General features: G+C 70.2%; 13 protein-coding genes. 1 reads left to right on the top strand and 12 read right to left on the bottom strand.

Annotated elements, in window-relative coordinates:
* Window positions 1-216: 216 nt before the first annotated feature.
* From ACWDEX_RS25530 to ACWDEX_RS25520, 3 genes are all read right to left on the bottom strand, one after another.
* Window positions 217-1,842: a beta-N-acetylhexosaminidase gene (locus ACWDEX_RS25530; RefSeq protein ID WP_450466291.1), complete on the bottom strand. Its 1,626-nt coding sequence runs from the start codon at window positions 1,840-1,842 to the stop codon at window positions 217-219.
* Window positions 1,843-2,404: 562 nt separating this feature from the next.
* Window positions 2,405-2,689 (bottom strand): DUF3039 domain-containing protein, encoded by a 285-nt coding sequence (locus ACWDEX_RS25525; protein ID WP_450466290.1) that lies wholly within the window; start codon window positions 2,687-2,689, stop codon window positions 2,405-2,407.
* 30 nt (window positions 2,690-2,719) lie between these two features.
* A complete protein-coding gene (locus tag ACWDEX_RS25520; RefSeq protein WP_450466325.1) occupies window positions 2,720-3,292 on the bottom strand; it encodes a YqgE/AlgH family protein in 573 nt (190 codons plus the stop codon).
* 260 nt (window positions 3,293-3,552) lie between these two features.
* Between ACWDEX_RS25520 and murA the strand changes: the two genes are divergently transcribed.
* A complete protein-coding gene (gene murA, locus ACWDEX_RS25515) occupies window positions 3,553-4,893 on the top strand; it encodes a UDP-N-acetylglucosamine 1-carboxyvinyltransferase (protein WP_450466289.1) in 1,341 nt (446 codons plus the stop codon).
* Between the two features lie 166 nt (window positions 4,894-5,059).
* On the opposite strand, the gene ACWDEX_RS25510 is transcribed toward murA, so the two are convergent.
* The 9 genes from ACWDEX_RS25510 to ACWDEX_RS25470 all read right to left on the bottom strand — a co-directional run bounded on the left by ACWDEX_RS25510 (window position 5,060) and on the right by ACWDEX_RS25470 (window position 16,594).
* Complete coding sequence (locus ACWDEX_RS25510) at window positions 5,060-5,341, bottom strand: HU family DNA-binding protein (RefSeq protein ID WP_007382399.1); 282 nt, start codon at window positions 5,339-5,341, stop codon at window positions 5,060-5,062.
* Window positions 5,342-5,791: 450 nt separating this feature from the next.
* Complete coding sequence (locus ACWDEX_RS25505; RefSeq protein ID WP_450466288.1) at window positions 5,792-7,213, bottom strand: malic enzyme-like NAD(P)-binding protein; 1,422 nt, start codon at window positions 7,211-7,213, stop codon at window positions 5,792-5,794.
* 398 nt (window positions 7,214-7,611) lie between these two features.
* Window positions 7,612-9,921: a HelD family protein gene (locus ACWDEX_RS25500; protein WP_450466287.1), complete on the bottom strand. Its 2,310-nt coding sequence runs from the start codon at window positions 9,919-9,921 to the stop codon at window positions 7,612-7,614.
* Between the two features lie 151 nt (window positions 9,922-10,072).
* On the bottom strand, window positions 10,073-10,882 hold the full coding sequence (locus ACWDEX_RS25495; protein ID WP_450466285.1) for a zf-HC2 domain-containing protein: 810 nt from the start codon (window positions 10,880-10,882) through the stop codon (window positions 10,073-10,075).
* Window positions 10,879-11,415 (bottom strand): sigma-70 family RNA polymerase sigma factor, encoded by a 537-nt coding sequence (locus ACWDEX_RS25490; RefSeq protein WP_450466284.1) that lies wholly within the window; start codon window positions 11,413-11,415, stop codon window positions 10,879-10,881. Before ACWDEX_RS25490 ends, ACWDEX_RS25495 begins: the two co-directional genes overlap by 4 nt.
* A gap of 176 nt (window positions 11,416-11,591) precedes the next feature.
* Window positions 11,592-12,179 (bottom strand): CGNR zinc finger domain-containing protein, encoded by a 588-nt coding sequence (locus tag ACWDEX_RS25485; protein ID WP_450466283.1) that lies wholly within the window; start codon window positions 12,177-12,179, stop codon window positions 11,592-11,594.
* Between the two features lie 127 nt (window positions 12,180-12,306).
* Complete coding sequence (locus ACWDEX_RS25480; RefSeq protein WP_450466281.1) at window positions 12,307-13,572, bottom strand: acyltransferase family protein; 1,266 nt, start codon at window positions 13,570-13,572, stop codon at window positions 12,307-12,309.
* Window positions 13,569-15,695, bottom strand: a complete 2,127-nt coding sequence (locus tag ACWDEX_RS25475; protein ID WP_450466324.1) for a glycosyltransferase — start codon at window positions 15,693-15,695, stop codon at window positions 13,569-13,571. Before ACWDEX_RS25475 ends, ACWDEX_RS25480 begins: the two co-directional genes overlap by 4 nt.
* A gap of 71 nt (window positions 15,696-15,766) precedes the next feature.
* Window positions 15,767-16,594 carry a hypothetical protein gene (locus tag ACWDEX_RS25470; protein ID WP_450466279.1) on the bottom strand — a complete coding sequence of 276 codons (828 nt, stop codon included), beginning with the start codon at window positions 16,592-16,594 and terminating at the stop codon, window positions 15,767-15,769.
* Window positions 16,595-16,810 lie beyond the last annotated feature (216 nt).

The raw sequence follows: 16,810 nt of genomic DNA, 5'->3' as shown, positions 1-16,810 counted from the left end.
GGGCGGACGTGGCAACTTTGGCACATCCTCCCGCACCCTCGACGTGGGGGTCCGCTAGGAGACATTCGCCCCCCTCACCTGGGGGATGGTCCGCTTTGCGGCGACTTCGACTTGGAAGGCGACTTCAGGCTTCCCGGCGTTCCTTGCACGGCTTTTCCCCATGTGAGGTCACGTTTCCAGGCAGCCGGAACCCCGGCAGGCACCTCGGCTCCCGCCTCACACGTTCGGGGGCGCACCCTCGATCGGGCGTCCGAGCACGCCGGGCCGCCGCTGCCACGGTCGCGGTCCCGTGGGCGGCCGGTAGGCGACGCCCAGGGCGTCAAGTCGGCGGTAATGGGCGGCCATCCGTCGTTCGAAGCCCATGAAGTCACGGTCCGCGGGGGCGGGCAGGGCACTCCAGGCGACCTCGGCGAAGGCCGCGAGCCGGGGGAACATCTGATAGTCCACGCGGCCGTGATCCTCCATCACCTCGGTCCAGACGTTGGCCTGGGTACCGAGTACGTGCCGCGCCAGGTCCCCGGTGAGCTGCGGCGGAACCGGCTCGAAGCGGTAGACGTCCTCCAGGGTGCGCACATACCCGATGGGCACCGGCTCGTCCTCACCGCCGTCCTCACGGAAGTTCAGGTACACCTGCTGCTCCGGGCACATGACGACGTCGTGTCCCGCCCGCGCGGCCGTGATGCCACCCTCGTATCCGCGCCAGGAGGACACCGCCGCACCCTGCGCCAGACCGCCCTGAAGGATCTCGTCCCAGCCGATGAGCCGACGGCCGCGGGCGGTGAGCCACGCGTCGAAGTGCCGGATGAACCAGGACTGGAGTTCGTCCTCGTCGGCGAGCCCCAGTTCCCTGATGCGCGCCTGGGCGGCCGGGGACCGCCGCCACTGGTCCTTGGCGCATTCGTCGCCGCCGACGTGAACGAAGGCCGAGGGGAACAGTTCCAGGACTTCCTCGAACACCCCTTCGTAGAACCGCAGGGTGTTGTCGGTGGGGGCGAGTACGTTCGGGGAGATGCCCCAGTCGTCCCAGACCGTGAGGGAGGCGGTGTCGACGACGTCGGAGTTGCCGAGTTCCGGATACGCGGCGATGGCCGCCTGGCTGTGCCCGGGGATGTCGATCTCGGGGACCACGGTGATATGCCGCTCGGCCGCGTAGGCGACGATCTCGCGGATGTCGTCCTGTGTGTAGAAACCGCCGTGCGGCTTCTCCTCCCACAGCGGCGAGGCCCGGTGCCCGAATTTCGTGCGCGCCCGCCAGGATCCGACCTCGGTGAGCTTCGGGTACCGCCTGATCTCCAGGCGCCAGCCCTGGTCGTCGGTGAGGTGGAAGTGGAAGACGTTGAGTTTGTGGGCGGCCATCAGATCCAGTTGGCGCAGGACTCCTTCCTTGGGCATGAAGTGCCGGGCGACATCGAGCATGAGACCGCGCCAGCGGAAACGGGGTGTGTCCTCGATGCGAATCAGTGGCAGTCGCCACTGCCGGCCCGGGAGGGGCGCACGCCGGAAGGCGTCGGGGCCGAGCAGTTGCCGTAGCGTCTGCGCGCCCCAGAAGAGGCCCGCGGGACCGCCGCCCACCAGTTGCACGCCGGCCGGCGCGACCGTGATGCGGTAGCCCTCTTCGCCCAGGTCACCGATGGTTGTCGGGTCGATGGCGAGGCGGATGGCGCCGTCGTCCGCCTCACCTGCCGGAAGGGGCAGGCCGGTGGCCGCGCCCAGCGTGGCGCGCAGCCAGCGTTCGGTCCGTTCCGTGCCGTCGCCCGCGACCAGCCCGGTGGCGGGAGTCACGTCGAAGAAACCGGGTCCGGATGCGGTCACAACTCCGGGCTCGGGAATCAGGTCCGTCATGTCAGTCCTTTCGGTCCTTCACCGCTTCGCCCGGTCCTGGAAATCACGCGCGCCCCACCCCGTCGACGTACGCGTCCCCCAGCGTCCGGGAACGGCCCCACAAGAAGGGAATCGGCGGAGATTCCACGGGCCCCGTCCGGACCCTCGGAAACATGAATCGACAAGGTGGTCCGGAAACGGAAGCGGAATCGCGTCACGGCCGACGCCGTGAGAAACGCGATCAGCGCCCAGACGCCGGCCGCACGACCCCCCACGAGAAGGCCGCAAGGGAGCGACGGGGGAATTCCCACCGCCCGAACGCGCGCGGGAAGGAATCCGGCGACGAGCAGCTTCATGGAGCATCCCCCGAAGACGTTGCAGATGTGCAATGACTGTGCCCTGCACAACGCATTCGGATGGTATGGACCATGTGAACCTGTCGGCAAGAGGGCTCCGACCACTCTCATGACCAGCCGACGCACCCGCCGCGACGAGCGGGCACCTGAAGGAGACGCAAAAACCCCCGGGACGCGTCGTAACACGTCCCGGGGGCCCAGCGGTCGTCGCGCGGCGGGCCGGTCGGCTACTTGTCGCCGCCCTTGCCCTTGCCCTCGTCCCCGCCACTCATGGACTCGTAGATCTCCTTGCACATGGGGCACACGGGGTACTTCTTCGGATCGCGCCCCGGGACCCACACCTTGCCGCACAGCGCCACGACGGGCGTGCCGTCCAGGGCGCTCGCCATGATCTTGTCCTTCTGGACGTAGTGGGCGAAGCGCTCGTGGTCGCCGTCGCCGTGCGACACCTGTGGCGTCGGCTCTACGAGGGTCCCCGTACCAGTACCGCGCTCGGGCTCAAGAGTGCTCATACCGCCAAGGGTACTGAAAGGTCGCGGGCATCAATTGAGCGAAGGATCGTCGGGGTAAGTCGCCACCATCGCCAACTCGCTGCGCTGACGGCGCAGCACCTCCCGCCACAGCCGCTCCGGCACCGGGGACGACACGTCGCCGGGCTCCGACTCGACGACGTACCACGCTCCCTCCACCAGCTCGTCCTCCAACTGGCCGGGCCCCCAGCCGGCGTACCCGGCGAAGATGCGCAGCGAGCCCAGCGCCTGGGCGAGAAGTTCGGGTGGGGCCTCGAGATCGACCAGGCCGATCGCTCCGTGGACCCGCCGCCAGCCGAGTGGGGCGCCCTCTCCGGAACCGCCGCCGGGAATTACCGCGACACCGAGCGCCGAGTCCAGCGAGACCGGTCCGCCCTGGAAGACGACGCCGGGCTCACCCGCGAGCTCCGCCCACCCCTCCAGGACATCGCCCACGTCCACGGGCGTGGGGCGATTGAGGACCACACCGAGCGAGCCCTCCTCGTCGTGGTCGAGAAGGAGCACCACAGCGCGGTCGAAGTTCGGGTCCGCCAGGGCGGGCGTGGCCACGAGCAGCCGCCCCGTGAGCGAGGACACCTCGGTCATGGCAGACATGATCCCGCATCTTGCCTCCGAATGGGGAGGCAATCGGGGTACGCGGGTGAATGCGGCTATGAGCCACAGGGCGGCTCGGCAGGGGTTTTCGCGGGCGCTGCGACGGTAACCACATGTGTCCGATCGCGAACGGTTCGTGTTGTGGCAAAGCCATGACGTTCCCGGGCCCACCGGGCTGACGGGAGGCGGGTAGGCGGCTATTACGCTTACGTCTTCGGCCCCCCTGCCCAACTCCACGGAACGCGAGATTCATGACCGTCAACGACGATGTCCTGCTTGTCCACGGCGGAACCCCGCTGGAGGGCGAAATCCGTGTCCGAGGTGCGAAGAACCTCGTACCGAAGGCCATGGTCGCCGCTCTGCTGGGCAGTGAGCCGAGCAGGCTGCGCAATGTCCCCGACATCCGCGATGTGCGCGTCGTACGCGGCCTGCTGCAACTGCACGGCGTGACGGTACGTCCGGGCGAGGAGCCGGGCGAGCTGGTGCTCGATCCGACGCACGTCGAGAGCGCCAACGTCGCCGACATCGACGCCCACGCCGGTTCGTCCCGGATCCCGATCCTGTTCTGCGGCCCGCTGCTGCACCGGCTCGGCCACGCCTCCATCCCCGGTCTCGGCGGCTGCGACATCGGCGGCCGGCCGATCGACTTCCACTTCGACGTGCTGCGGCAGTTCGGCGCGGTCATCGAGAAGCGCGCGGACGGCCAGTACCTCGAGGCCCCCAAGGGCCTGCGCGGCACGAAGATCCGGCTGCCGTACCCGTCCGTCGGCGCGACGGAGCAGGTGCTGCTGACGGCGGTGCTGGCCGAGGGCGTCACCGAGCTGTCGAACGCGGCCGTGGAACCGGAGATCGAGGACCTCATCTGCGTTCTGCAGAAGATGGGCGCGATCATCGCGATGGACACCGACCGCACGATCCGCATCACCGGTGTGGACAAGCTGGGCGGCTACACCCACCGCGCCCTCCCGGACCGCCTGGAGGCGGCCTCCTGGGCGTCCGCCGCGCTGGCGACCGAGGGCAACATCTACGTCCGCGGCGCCCAGCAGCGGTCGATGATGACGTTCCTGAACACCTACCGGAAGGTGGGTGGCGCGTTCGAGATCGACGACGAGGGCATCCGCTTCTGGCACCCCGGCGGCGAGCTGAAGTCCATCGCGCTGGAGACGGACGTGCACCCGGGCTTCCAGACGGACTGGCAGCAGCCGCTGGTGGTCGCCCTGACGCAGGCCACGGGCCTGTCGATCATCCACGAGACGGTCTACGAGTCCCGCCTCGGCTTCACTTCCGCGCTCAACCAGATGGGCGCGCACATCCAGCTCTACCGCGAGTGCCTCGGCGGCTCCGACTGCCGCTTCGGGCAGCGCAATTTCCTCCACTCCGCCGTCGTTTCCGGCCCGACCAGGCTCCAGGGGGCGGACCTGGTCATCCCCGACCTCCGCGGCGGCTTCTCGTACCTGATCGCGGCACTGGCGGCACAGGGCACGTCCCGTGTCCACGGCATAGACCTGATCAACCGCGGCTACGAGAACTTCATGGAGAAGCTGGTGGAGCTGGGGGCGAAGGTCGAACTGCCCAACAAGGCACTCGGCTGACGGCGGTCGCCGTACGCACGCGAGGGGCGGTCACCCGATTCGGGTGACCGCCCCTTTGGCCTTACCTGGCCCGTACGCCGTCCAGAGGGGCGTCACCGGGCCTCGTTACGCCGTTCCCGTGCCGGGTACGGCCTCGTACGCCGTCGCGTGGCGTACGACGGCAAGATCACTTGCCCTTCGCGGCTTCCTTGAGCTTGGAGCCCGCGGAGACCTTCACGCTGTAGCCGGCCGGGATCTGGATGGGGTCGCCGGTCTGCGGGTTGCGCGCGGTGCGAGCGGCACGGTGGGTGCGCTCGAAGGTCAGGAAGCCGGGGATGGTGACCTTCTCGTCGCCCTTGGCGACGATCTCGCCGACGGTCTCGGCGAACGCGGCCAGCACGGCGTCGGCGTCCTTGCGGGTCACCTCGGCGCGGTCGGCCAGCGCGGCCACCAGCTCACTGCGGTTCATGTTGTTACTCCCGTGTTCTTCTTGCCGTTGAGGCGTGCCACGCGGCGGAGCCGCATGAGGGGCACGGCGAAGCCGATGCTGCCAGGGTCCTCGATGAGGTCCCGGACCCGGGTCCGTCGTCAGACCCTCGCGCCCGAAGACGCATCCTGCCCCCACCTGCGGCGGGAAAGCCAATCCGGCACCCGCAGCAGCCCGTGAGAACACCCGTGGGAGTCACGAGAACACCCGTGGGAGTCACACGGAGAGCGCCACTGCCTCATGTTTGGTGACGCTCCGTCCACCCGTGGCCACGGACCGCAGGGCTTATGGGGTCCGAGCCTGGCCGCCACCCTAGGGCGGCCCGGTGTCCCGGGCGCCGCGACGCGCCGGGCCAGGCCACCGTGGCAATGGTCACAGAACGCAGCCGGGGCCCTGGGGGCGGCGGCCAGGCAGGGGCGCCGCCGGTGGTCCTTACCGGGTGACCGGCTCTGTCGCCGCCTTCGCCGCGGCGCGCACCGCTCCGGCGACCGCGCCCGCGACCTTGTCGTTGAAGACGCTCGGAATGATGTAGTTCGGGTTCAGCTCGTCCTCGCTCACCACACCCGCGAGGGCACTCGCGGCGGCCAGCATCATGTCCGTGTTGACCGTGCGGGACTGCGCGTCCAGCAAACCGCGGAAGACACCCGGGAAGACCAGGACGTTGTTGATCTGGTTCGGGAAGTCGGAACGGCCGGTGGCCACGACGGCCGCCGTCTGACGGGCGATCGCGGGGTCGACCTCGGGGTCGGGGTTCGCGAGCGCGAACACGATCGCGCCCTCGGCCATGGCGGCGACGTCGGCGCCGTCGAGCACGTTCGGGGCGGAGACGCCGATGAAGACGTCGGCGCCACGCGTGGCCTCCTTCAGCGTGCCGCTGAGGCCCTCGGGGTTGGTGTTGTCGGCGATCCAGCGCAGCGGCGAGTCCGCGGCGGCGTCCACCAGGTCCTCGCGCCCGGCGTGGACGACGCCGTGGATGTCGGCGACGACGGCGTTCTTCACGCCCGCCGCGAGCAGCAGCTTGAGGATGGCCGTACCGGCCGCGCCGGCGCCCGACATGACGACGCGCACGCCGTCGATCGCCTTGCCGACCACACGCAGTGCGTTGGTGAGGGCGGCGAGGACCACGATCGCGGTGCCGTGCTGGTCGTCGTGGAAGACGGGGATGTCCAGGGCCTCGCGCAGCCGCGCCTCGATCTCGAAGCAGCGGGGGGCGGAGATGTCCTCCAGGTTGATGCCCGCGAAGCCGGGGGCGATCGCCTTGACGATCTCGACGATGGCGTCGGTGTCCTGGGTGTCGAGGCAGATCGGCCAGGCGTCGATGCCGGCGAAGCGCTTGAAGAGGGCCGCCTTGCCCTCCATGACGGGCAGCGCGGCCTTCGGGCCGATGTTACCGAGGCCGAGCACCGCGGAACCGTCCGTCACGACCGCAACGGAGTTGCGCTTGATCGTCAGACGACGGGCGTCCTCGGGGTTCTCCGCGATCGCCATGCACACGCGTGCCACACCCGGCGTGTAGACCATGGAAAGGTCGTCACGGTTGCGGATGGGGTGCTTGGACTGCATCTCGATCTTGCCGCCGAGGTGCATGAGGAACGTACGGTCCGAGACCTTGCCCAGGGTGACGCCCTCGATGCCGCGGAGCTTCTCGACGATCTCCTGCGCGTGGGCGGTCGAGGTGGCGGCGATGGTGACGTCGATACGAAGCTTCTCGTGGCCGGACGCGGTGACGTCGAGACCGGTCACCGAGCCTCCGGAGGACTCCACGGCCGTGGTGAGCTGGGAGACCGCGGTTCCGCTCGCGGGCACCTCCAGCCGGACCGTCATCGAGTAGGAGACGCTGGGCGCCGTTGCCATGGCCGACTTCCTCTGCTTTCACCGTGTCGCGGATTGTGGTCCGATCGTCGCACCTACCGAGGAGTACGTGGTAACCGCGCCGGATTGCGAACGTTGTGTTCGCCATTGACCACGCGCTTTCGGAAAGCGACTTCCACCATACGAGAACAAACCGCGCGACAGCAGAGGACACGGCAGCAACGCAAGAGGTCCGCGTCACAGATGACGCGGACCTCGGACGTTCGGTAATGGCTTCAGTGACACCGACCCGCCATGCTCGCCTCGCGGCAAGTGGTCGCTCGAAGCGACAAAGGTTGGGCCCGGGGGCTTGGATCGGGCCGGTGCCACCTCCAGGCTAACAAACAGATGCCGCAAGGCCATTCCCGTGCCGGGAGTTCATCCTCCCGGCACAGTACGGATCAGTCCCGCAGCAGGTCCGGCACCCCGGCCGCGTCCGGCTCGTCCCGCTCGCCCGAGACGACCGTCAACTGCTGTGTCGCCCGAGTCAGCGCCACGTACAGCACCCGCAGGCCCGCGGGGCTCTCGTCGGCGATCTCCGCGGGCGAGACGACGATCGTCGCGTCGTACTCCAGGCCCTTGGCCTCCAGGCTGCCGAGCGCCACGACCCGGTCACCGAGGCCGGCCAGCCAGCGGCTCGCCTCCTCGCGCCGGTTCATCGCGACGACGACCCCGACCGTGCCGTCCACCAGATCGAGCAGCCTGGCGGCCTCCTCGCGGACGGTCTTGCCCAGCGTGTCCGCCACGACCGAGAAGCGCGGCTCGACGCCCGTGGAGCGGACGGCGGAGGGGGCCTGAGAGCCGGGCATGGCGAGCGCCAGCACCTTCGACGCCAGCTCGGCGATCTCGGCGGGGTTGCGGTAGTTGACCGTGAGCGTGAAACGGCGGCGCGGACGCGTGCCCAGGGCCTCGTCGCGTGCCTCGGCCGCCTCGTCCGGGTCGGACCAGGACGACTGGGCCGGGTCGCCGACCACCGTCCAGGTGGCGTGCCGGCCGCGGCGCCCGATCATCCGCCACTGCATCGGCGTGAGGTCCTGCGCCTCGTCGACGATCACATGCGCGTACTCGGTCCGCTCCTGGGCGAGCCGCTCGGCGCGCTCACGCTGCGACTCCTCGCGTACGGGCATCAGCTCCTCGAGCCCGGTCAGCTGGTCGAGCGGGTCCAGCTCACGCTTCTTCTTCGGGCGGGCGGGCAGACCGAGGACAGCCTGGAGTTCGTCCAGCACGGCCACGTCGTGCACGGACAGCCCGTCCCGCTTCAGGGAACGCGCGACCCTGCGCACCTCGCCGGGAGTGAAGATCCGCCGGGCCCAACGGCCCAGCCGCTTCTCGTCGGCCATCGCGTCCAGGACGGCCCGCGGGGTCAGCTCTGGCCACCAGGCGTCCAGGAACGTGAGGAAGGAGTCCTCGGAGGTGACGTCCTCGTCGAAGGAGGAGCGCAGCTCGGCGGCCAGTTCGGGGTCGGAGTGCCGGCCGGCCGCGCCGGACTGCGTCCACAGGGCGTCCAGGAGCAGCTTGCGGGCGCGCGGGCGCAGCAGGTTCACCGGGGCGGTGCCGCTCAGGGCGGTGCGCCGGATGCGCTCCAGTTCGCCGGCCTCCAGTTCGAGGCGGCGGCCGAAGGCGACGACCCTGAGCCGGGTCGGCGTGCCGCTGCGCTCCAGGGCTCCGCGCGCCGCCTTCCGTACCACCTTGAGCATGCGGTACGAGCCCTTGGCGCGGGCCACCGACGGGGAGTCGTACAGGGTGGCCTGGGCGCCGTCGACGAGCGAGCCGACGGCGCGGATGGCGACCTGCCCTTCCTCGCCGAGGGACGGCAGCACGCCCTCCGTGTACGCCACCAGCAGCGGGGTGGGCGAGACGATCAGGATGCCGCCCGCGTATCTGCGCCGGTCCTGGTAGAGGAGGTATGCGGCCCGGTGCAGGGCCACGGCCGTCTTGCCGGTGCCGGGGCCGCCCTCGACGTAGGTCACGGAGGCGGCGGGGGCGCGGATCACGAGGTCCTGCTCGGCCTGGATCGACGCCACGATGTCGCGCATGGTGTGGGTGCGCGCCTGGCCGAGGGCGGCCATCAGGGCGCCGTCGCCGATCACCGGCAGCTCGCGGCCGTCGAGGGTCGCCTTCAGCTCGGGGCGCATCAGGTCGTCCTCGACACCGAGGACCCTGCGCCCCTTGGAGCGGATGACCCGGCGGCGGACGACTCGCCCGGGGTCGACCGGCGTGGAGCGGTAGAAGGGGGCCGCGGCGGGCGCACGCCAGTCGATGACCAGCGGCGCGTAGTCCTCGTCGAGGACGCCGATGCGACCGATGTGCAGGGTCTCGGCGATGTCGGCGGTGTTGTCGGGGCGCACCGCGCCCTCGGCGGGCTCGACGGCCGTGTACGCACCGTCGGGACCCTTTTTGCCGTCCTTGCCGAGCAGCAGGTCGATCCGGCCGAAGAGGAAGTCCTCGAACTCGTTGTTGAGCCGGTTGAGGTGGATGCCCGCCCGGAAGACCTGCGCGTCGCGCTCGGCGAGCGCCCCGGGGGTACCGACCTGGCCGCGCTTGGCCGCGTCGCTCAGCAGGAACTCCGCCTCGTGGATCTTCTCCTCGAGGCGCCGGTACACCCGGTCCAGGTGTTCCTGTTCGACGCTGATCTCCCGGTCGCGGAGCGAGTCCTGCGCGGACTTGCCGACCGGGCCGAGCGCGGTTTCCTGTTGAACCTGAGCGGCCACCGGGCCCCCTTCTTACGTGCTGGGCAGCCGTCTACCGTACGCGAAGGGAGCCCGGGGAGGCTACGCACGTGTGTCCGGGCCCCGGCACACGTCGGAGTGCGACATGTCCGTCCGTATGCCGAGGAAGGTGCCCGGGCAGGTCGGCGAACGCCTACGCGTTCACTTCCACCAGCCGTTTCCCGTCGAACGTCATGACCTCGAAGTGGTCGATCTGGTTCGGGGTGAAGGCGGCAGCGCCATGTACGTAGAGGGGGCTCTTCGCCTCTTCGCTGGTGGTGTTCGGGAGTCCGTAGCCCCACTTCGGGACGGCCCAGGAGGTGACCGTCTCCCGCTCGCCGTTCTTGCCGACCGCGATCAGGGAGCACTTGAGCGGGCCCTTGACGTTCTTCAGCTGGAGAACGGCGTGGGTGCCCCAGTCCCTGGCCTCCATCGCGACGACGGCGTTGACCTTGGTGTTGGGGTCGGTCGCCGCGTGTTTGTCGGTCATGACCTGGAAGGCCTCCTTGGCGGGGCCGGCGGCCATCGGGTCGGTGCCGCCGCTGCCGCCGCCGTTCACCGCCAGTACGGTGAGCGGACCGCCGATGATCAGCGCGGCCGCGGCCGCCACGAGGTAGAAGCCGCGCCTGCGCTTTCGGGCGCGCCGCTCGGAGACCTCGCCGACCAGCCGCTCGACCAACTGTGGGCCGGGCTTCGCGGACAGGGACTCGCCGACGGCCGGGCTGCCCTGGTTGCCGGGCAGGTCCGCGAGCGCGGCCAGCATCGGCTCCGTGCCCGCGAGGTCGTCGAGTTGCCGGGCGCACCAGTCGCAGGTGGCGAGGTGCGCCTCGAAGGCCGTCGCCTCGGCGTCGTCCAGGATGCCGAGGGCGTAGGCGCCGACGGTCTCGTGGATGCCGCCCTGGCCCTGTGGACCCCGTACGGCTCCCGGGCCACCGGTGCCGAATCCTCCGTGCGTATCGCTCATGCCGTCACCCCCCGCTCCTCCAGCGCGAGCTTCATCGACCGCAGGGCGTAGAACACCCTGGAGCGCACCGTTCCGCTGGGGATACCGAGCGTCTGGGCCGCCTCGTTGACCGTACGCCCTTTGAAGTACGTCTCGACCAGGGCCTCCCGGTGAGCCGGCGTCAGGTCGTCCAGCGCGTCCGACAGTGTCATCAGCCATAACGCCTTGTCGATCTCGTCCTCCGCGGGTATGACCTCCAGCGGCGACGGGTCGACCTCCTGAGGCCGGGCCTGCCGACTGCGGTGGCCGTCGATGACGATGCGCCGGGCGACCGTCACCAGCCAGGGGCGTACCGAACCGGTCGCTCGGTCGAGCCGGTCGGCGTTCTTCCAGGCACGGATGAGCGTCTCCTGCACGACGTCCTCGGCGCGCTGCCGGTCGCCGGCGACCAGCCGCAGCACGTAGGCGAGCAAGGGGCCCGCGTGTTCCTGGTACAGGGCGCGCATCAGCTCCTCGTCGGGCCCGCTCGACGAGGCCGCCGAGGACGAGGTCATGCGATGTCGGGCCCTTGGCCTGTGTCCGTCAGCCACGGCGGAATCCTTGCGCACCCCTACCTCCGGTGTCCGGGGGTCACCCCAGTCGGTCGGTCACATCCGGGTACGCACAGGGAGTCCGCCGTGTTCAAAGCGCGACCGTGAATTCTCGGGCCGGGAGCGTCAGTCAAGGGCTCTCAGGCTCGGGCCAGTGCCGCCCGACGCCGGTGGCGGGCCACCCGCTCTCGGTTGCCGCACACCTCGCTGGAGCACCAGCGGCGGCGCCCGCCGCGGGACGTGTCCAGGTAGACGAGGGGGCAGTTGTCGCCCTCGCACTGCCGCAGACCGGACCGGGCCACGGGATCCGTCAGCAACTCGATCGCGTCGCGGGCCACCACGGCCAGCAGTTCCTCGTGCCCCGGCAGCGGGCGCATGCGCCGTATCAGCCCGCCGTCCGCGCCACGGACCGCGCAGGGTGCGGGAGGCGCGCCCCGTGCCACCGCGTTGACCCGCGTCAACGCGGCGTCCGCGGGGCGTCCTTCCAGTTCTCCGTGCACCAACTGCCCGATGTGCCCGCGTAGTTCACGGAAGGCCGGCAGCCATCCCGGGTCCACGCCGGACAGCGGCGTGCCCGCCGGGACCAGCGCGGCCCCGGTGATCCATGCCCGCAGCCGGTCCAATGAGTCGAGCCGTTCTCCCGGATGCGCAGTCGCCAGCAAGTCCAGGCAGATCCGCCCGGAGTCGAATCGGAAATCGTAAGGGGCCGTGGGGGAGCCCAATGCCATGTTCCTGTCACCGCCTTGGAGTTGCCGCCGCGAGAGCGACGGCCGGTGAGGTCCACGAAAGGGTGGCGCTAAGGGATTCGTATCCCTACAGTGCCCGCCCCCACACCCCTGCGGAAGGCCCCGTGCGTCAGCCCTGGGTCACGTGCACCCCGTCTCGGGCCTTGGAGCGGCCCCGTTTCGAGCCGTTCGGCCACAGCCGCGGACTCCGCTTCGCCGCGAAGTCCTCGATCCAGCCGAAGGCGACGATCGCCAGGCCGATCAACGGCCAGACCAGGAAGAACATCCACATCATGTACGTCGAGTCGAGCGCGGACGATGCGCGATCGCTCTGCATGAACGGCAGGTTGTACGCCTGGTCGATGATCGGGACCGTGGCCATGATCAGCAGGTTGTGCCACAGGTAGATCGTGACCGCGCGGTTGTTGGACAGCGTGATCAGCTTGTCCCACCTGCGCAGGGAGCCCGGTAGTTCCCGCCACGACGGGGAGTACTGGAGAAGGATCACCACGAATCCGAAGGACCAGGTCGCCTGCGCCAGCGGGATGTCGTTGAGGTCCCAGCCGTCGGGGCCCAGATGACCCGACGCCCACCACAGGCCGAAGGCCATCACGAGCGCCGAGCAGGAGACGGCGGCGTAGCGCGGGACCTTCGCCAACATGCCCTCGTGGTGGGCGAATCCCAGGACCCAGCAACTGCCGTAGACGGCGAAGTCCGTGACCGCGTTGCCCGTTTCACCGGGGATGGACACCAGACCGGTGCCGACGATCGCCGTCAGCCCCAGCGGTGCCAGCAGCGTCGGCCACGGGGCCCGGCGGAACGCCCACAGGAGCAGGGGGGAGGCCACCACGAACCAGAGGTAGGCGCGCAGGTACCACAGAGGGCCCGCCGCCTGGTCCGCCCAGGTGTCATCCAGGAGGCCGGACATGGTGCCGGCATGCCAGGGGTACGGCGGGGCGCCGATCGGGATGACGTAGTCGATCAGCTTGACCAGTCCCCAGGTGCCGCCGTTGTCCGGGTCCTTCACCGGATTCCAGCCGTCCCCGAACAACATGGCCAGCACCAGGGCGCCGAAGGCCCACAGCGGAGGCAGCAGCCTGCGCACCCGGCTCTTGATCACGCTCAGCGCCGGGCGTTCGAGGGAACGTGCCATCAGCGATCCGGCGAGCGCGAACATCACGCCCATCGACGGGAACAGCACCGACAGCCACGCCCAGCCGAACAGGTGGTAGGCGACCACGCGGACCAGGGCGATCGAGCGCAGGAGATCCAGATAGCGGTCCCTGCCCGGTTTCCGCGCGGCGGGCGCCGGCTGCGCCGTCCGCTGCTGCGGGATATCGAGCGAGGGCGTCTGCTCCGGTCCCGGGCCCGTGCCGGTCGTGTATCCATGGGTCATGCCACAGGCCTCCGATCACTGCCGTTACGCGTCCGCTGGTGCGACGCCGGGCCGCCGGGCGCCTCGACGACACCCGTGCGCCGCAGCTTCTGCCAGCGCAGTCGGCCGCCGGTCAGTGCCGTGATCCAGGACTGAAGCAGTACAACGTACATGAGTTGGCGGTAGAGGATCTGCTGCAGGGGCAGCGAGATGAGATGGGTCATGCGCTCGCGGTCGAGTCGGAAGGCGTAGGCCGCGCAGAACGCCTGGATCGCCAGGACGCCCAGCCACGCCACGATCGTCTTCTGCGTGGGACCGAAGACCACGCCGTACAGCAGGAAGATGTCGATGAGGGGCGCCAGCAGTGGGGCCAGCACCATGAACAGCGACACCAGGGGCAGTCCGACCCGGCCGAAGCGGCCCGAGGGGCCGCGTTCCACGAGCGCGCGACGGTGCTTCCAGATCGCCTGCATCGTGCCGTACGACCAGCGGTAGCGCTGGGACCACAACTGCTGGACCGACTCCGGGGCCTCCGTCCAGGCGCGGGCCTTCTCCGCGTACACCACCCGCCAGCCGTCGCGGTGCATCGCCATGGTGATGTCGGTGTCCTCGGCGAGCGTGTCCTCGCTCATGCCGCCGACCCGCTCCAGGGCCGAGCGCCGGAAGGCCCCGACCGCGCCGGGGATCGTCGGCATGCAGCGCAGGATGTCGTACATACGGCGGTCGAGGTTGAAGCCCATCACGTACTCGATGTGCTGCCAGGCACCGATCATGGCGTCCCGGTTGCCGACCTTGGCGTTGCCGGCGACGGCGCCGACCCGCGGGTCACCGAAGGGCTGGACGAGTTCACGGACGGTCGCCGGTTCGAAGACCGTGTCGCCGTCCATCATCACGATCAGGTCGTAACGGGCGTTCGCCAGGCCCCGGTTGAGCGCGGCGGGCTTGCCCGCGTTGTGCTGGCGTATCACCCGGACACCCGGCAGGTCCATGGCCTCCACGATGCGGGCCGTGCCGTCCGTCGAGCCGTCGTCGATGACGATCACCTCGATGGGGTGTTCGCTCGCCATCAGTGAACGGACCGTGTTCTCGATGCACTTGGCCTCGTTGAACGCCGGCACCAGTACCGAGACCGGTTCGGTGACCGGTGGTCCCCAGCTGAAGCCGCGGCGCCGCACTCTGCGCGCGTGGGCGCCGGACAGGAGCAGCATCAGGACGAAGCGGCCGATGACCAGGGTCCCGATCACGGCGAGGCAGACGACCAGGGCGCCGGTGATGCCGTCCGAGGCCCGGACCAGGAAGATCCAGGCCTTGCCCTTCCACAGGTCGGGGCCGGTGACCGGGGTGAGTGCGCTGGGCGCGCCGAGCGCCTCGGTGAGGTTCTGGAACTCGTAGCCCTGGCCCTGGAGTCCGGGCAGGAACCGGTCCAGCGCCTGCACGGTCTGGTGGCGGTCGCCGCCCGAGTCGTGCATCAGGACGATCGCGCCCTTGCCGTGGCGCGGTGTGGCGCGGCGGATGATCTCGTCGACGCCGGGCTTCTTCCAGTCCTCGCTGTCGGTGTCGTTGACGACGGTGATGTAGCCGTGGGTACCGATGTACTCGGTCACCGGCCAGGACTTGTCGTCCATGGCGTCGGCGAAGGAGGAGTACGGCGGCCGGAAGAGGGACGTGCGGATACCGGCCGCGCCGCTGATCGCGAGCTGGTTCGTGGACAGTTGCCAGTCGATGCGCCGGTCGGACTGGTAGGAGAGGTCGGGGTGGTTGAAGGTGTGCAGGCCGACTTCGTGTCCCTCCCGCACCATGCGGTCGACGAGGTCCGGGTAGCGCGAGGCCATGGTGCCGGTGACGAAGAAGACCGCGTGGGCGTGGTGTTTCTTGAGCACGTCCAGGACCTTCGGGGTCCAGGTCGGATCGGGGCCGTCGTCGAAGGTGAGGACCAGGCGGCGGTCGGGCACGCGCAGACTGGTGGCGCGTCCGCCGCGGGTGTCGATGACCGGGCCGCCTTTCAGGATCTTCTCCGGCACCTGGTCGGCGGAGGCCTCGGGCTGGACGCGGTGGTCGGCCATGATCTCGCTGTGCACGAAGCCGCGCAGCATCAGCATGACCATGAGGGCGACCAGGACGAGCATGGGCAGCAGCAGGCGCATGGAGCGGCGACGCCGGGAGCCGCCGGGGGCTCCGGTCGCGGTGGCCCGGGGACGGCGGGTGCGGGACGCCGTCACAGCACGCGCGCCGGGGGCGAGGATGGCGAGGACGGTCCCCCGGTGACGGGCATCGGGGTGTTCGGGCCGTCGGCCACCGTGCCGGTGGTCGGGTCGGGGCTGCCACCTGGTGGGGTCGGCGACGGGTCACCCGTCGGCTCGACGCCGCCCGTGGGGCTGGGGTCGGGTGTGGGAGAGGCGGATGCCGACGGGCGCCGGCTCGGCACGGTCCCTCCAGACCCCGGCTTCTTGGTTGTCTGGGTCGCGGACGGCTTGGGGTCGGCGGACGTGCCCGGCCGATCGGGGCTCGTGGACGCGCTGGGCACATCGGCGCCGGCGCGCGGTGACGGCGCCGTACCGTCGCTCGCCGAGGCACCCGTCCGCGGAGCGGCCCTGCCCGGTGCGGACGGCTGCGCGGGGTCCGGCGGGTCCGGCGGCAGCGGCGAGGCGTCGACCCGGCTGGCCGGCGCGTCGTCGCGCTGGCCCGGGACCGGCAGCCAGGGCGCGTTGGAGTTGCCCGACATGAGTGTGGCCACGATGACGGCGGCGTACACCGCGCAGGCGACGGCGACGGCCATGCCGATCCGGCGGAACCGGCGGCTGCGGCGGCCCGACGCGTCGACGAAGACGGGCCCGTCGGCGCCGTCCCCTGTGCCTGCACCACCGTTGCGGGCCTGACCGAGACCGATCCCCGACTGCCCTACGACGGCTTCGAGTTGGACGGTCACCTCGTGCGGGTCATGGGTGTTCCCGAGGTCGGCGGAGGCACCCCAGGGGTCCCGGGGAGCGGGGGTGTCGACCGATCTCGGCAGAACCTCGATCTCGGCCGCATCCGGTAAGTCCACACCTGAGCGCAGGACCTCGGCTCCTCCGGCTTCCGGCAAGACCTGTGTGTCTCGCCCTCCGACCGCGACCTCTCGGGTCGCGGGTACAGCTCCGGGCCGTTCGGGTTGGGCGTCTTCCCGCCATTTTTTCACGTGCGCACATCCCCCCACGGGACAGTACCGGGTGCGCTGCTGACGACTTCGAGCACCTGTCGGCCGGGCCAGGCCCCCACCTGG

The organism is Streptomyces sp. NPDC001020 (assembly GCF_053599115.1).
The sequence above is the reverse complement of the archived record's forward strand: the minus strand, read 5'-3'. Positions and strand labels throughout refer to the sequence as shown.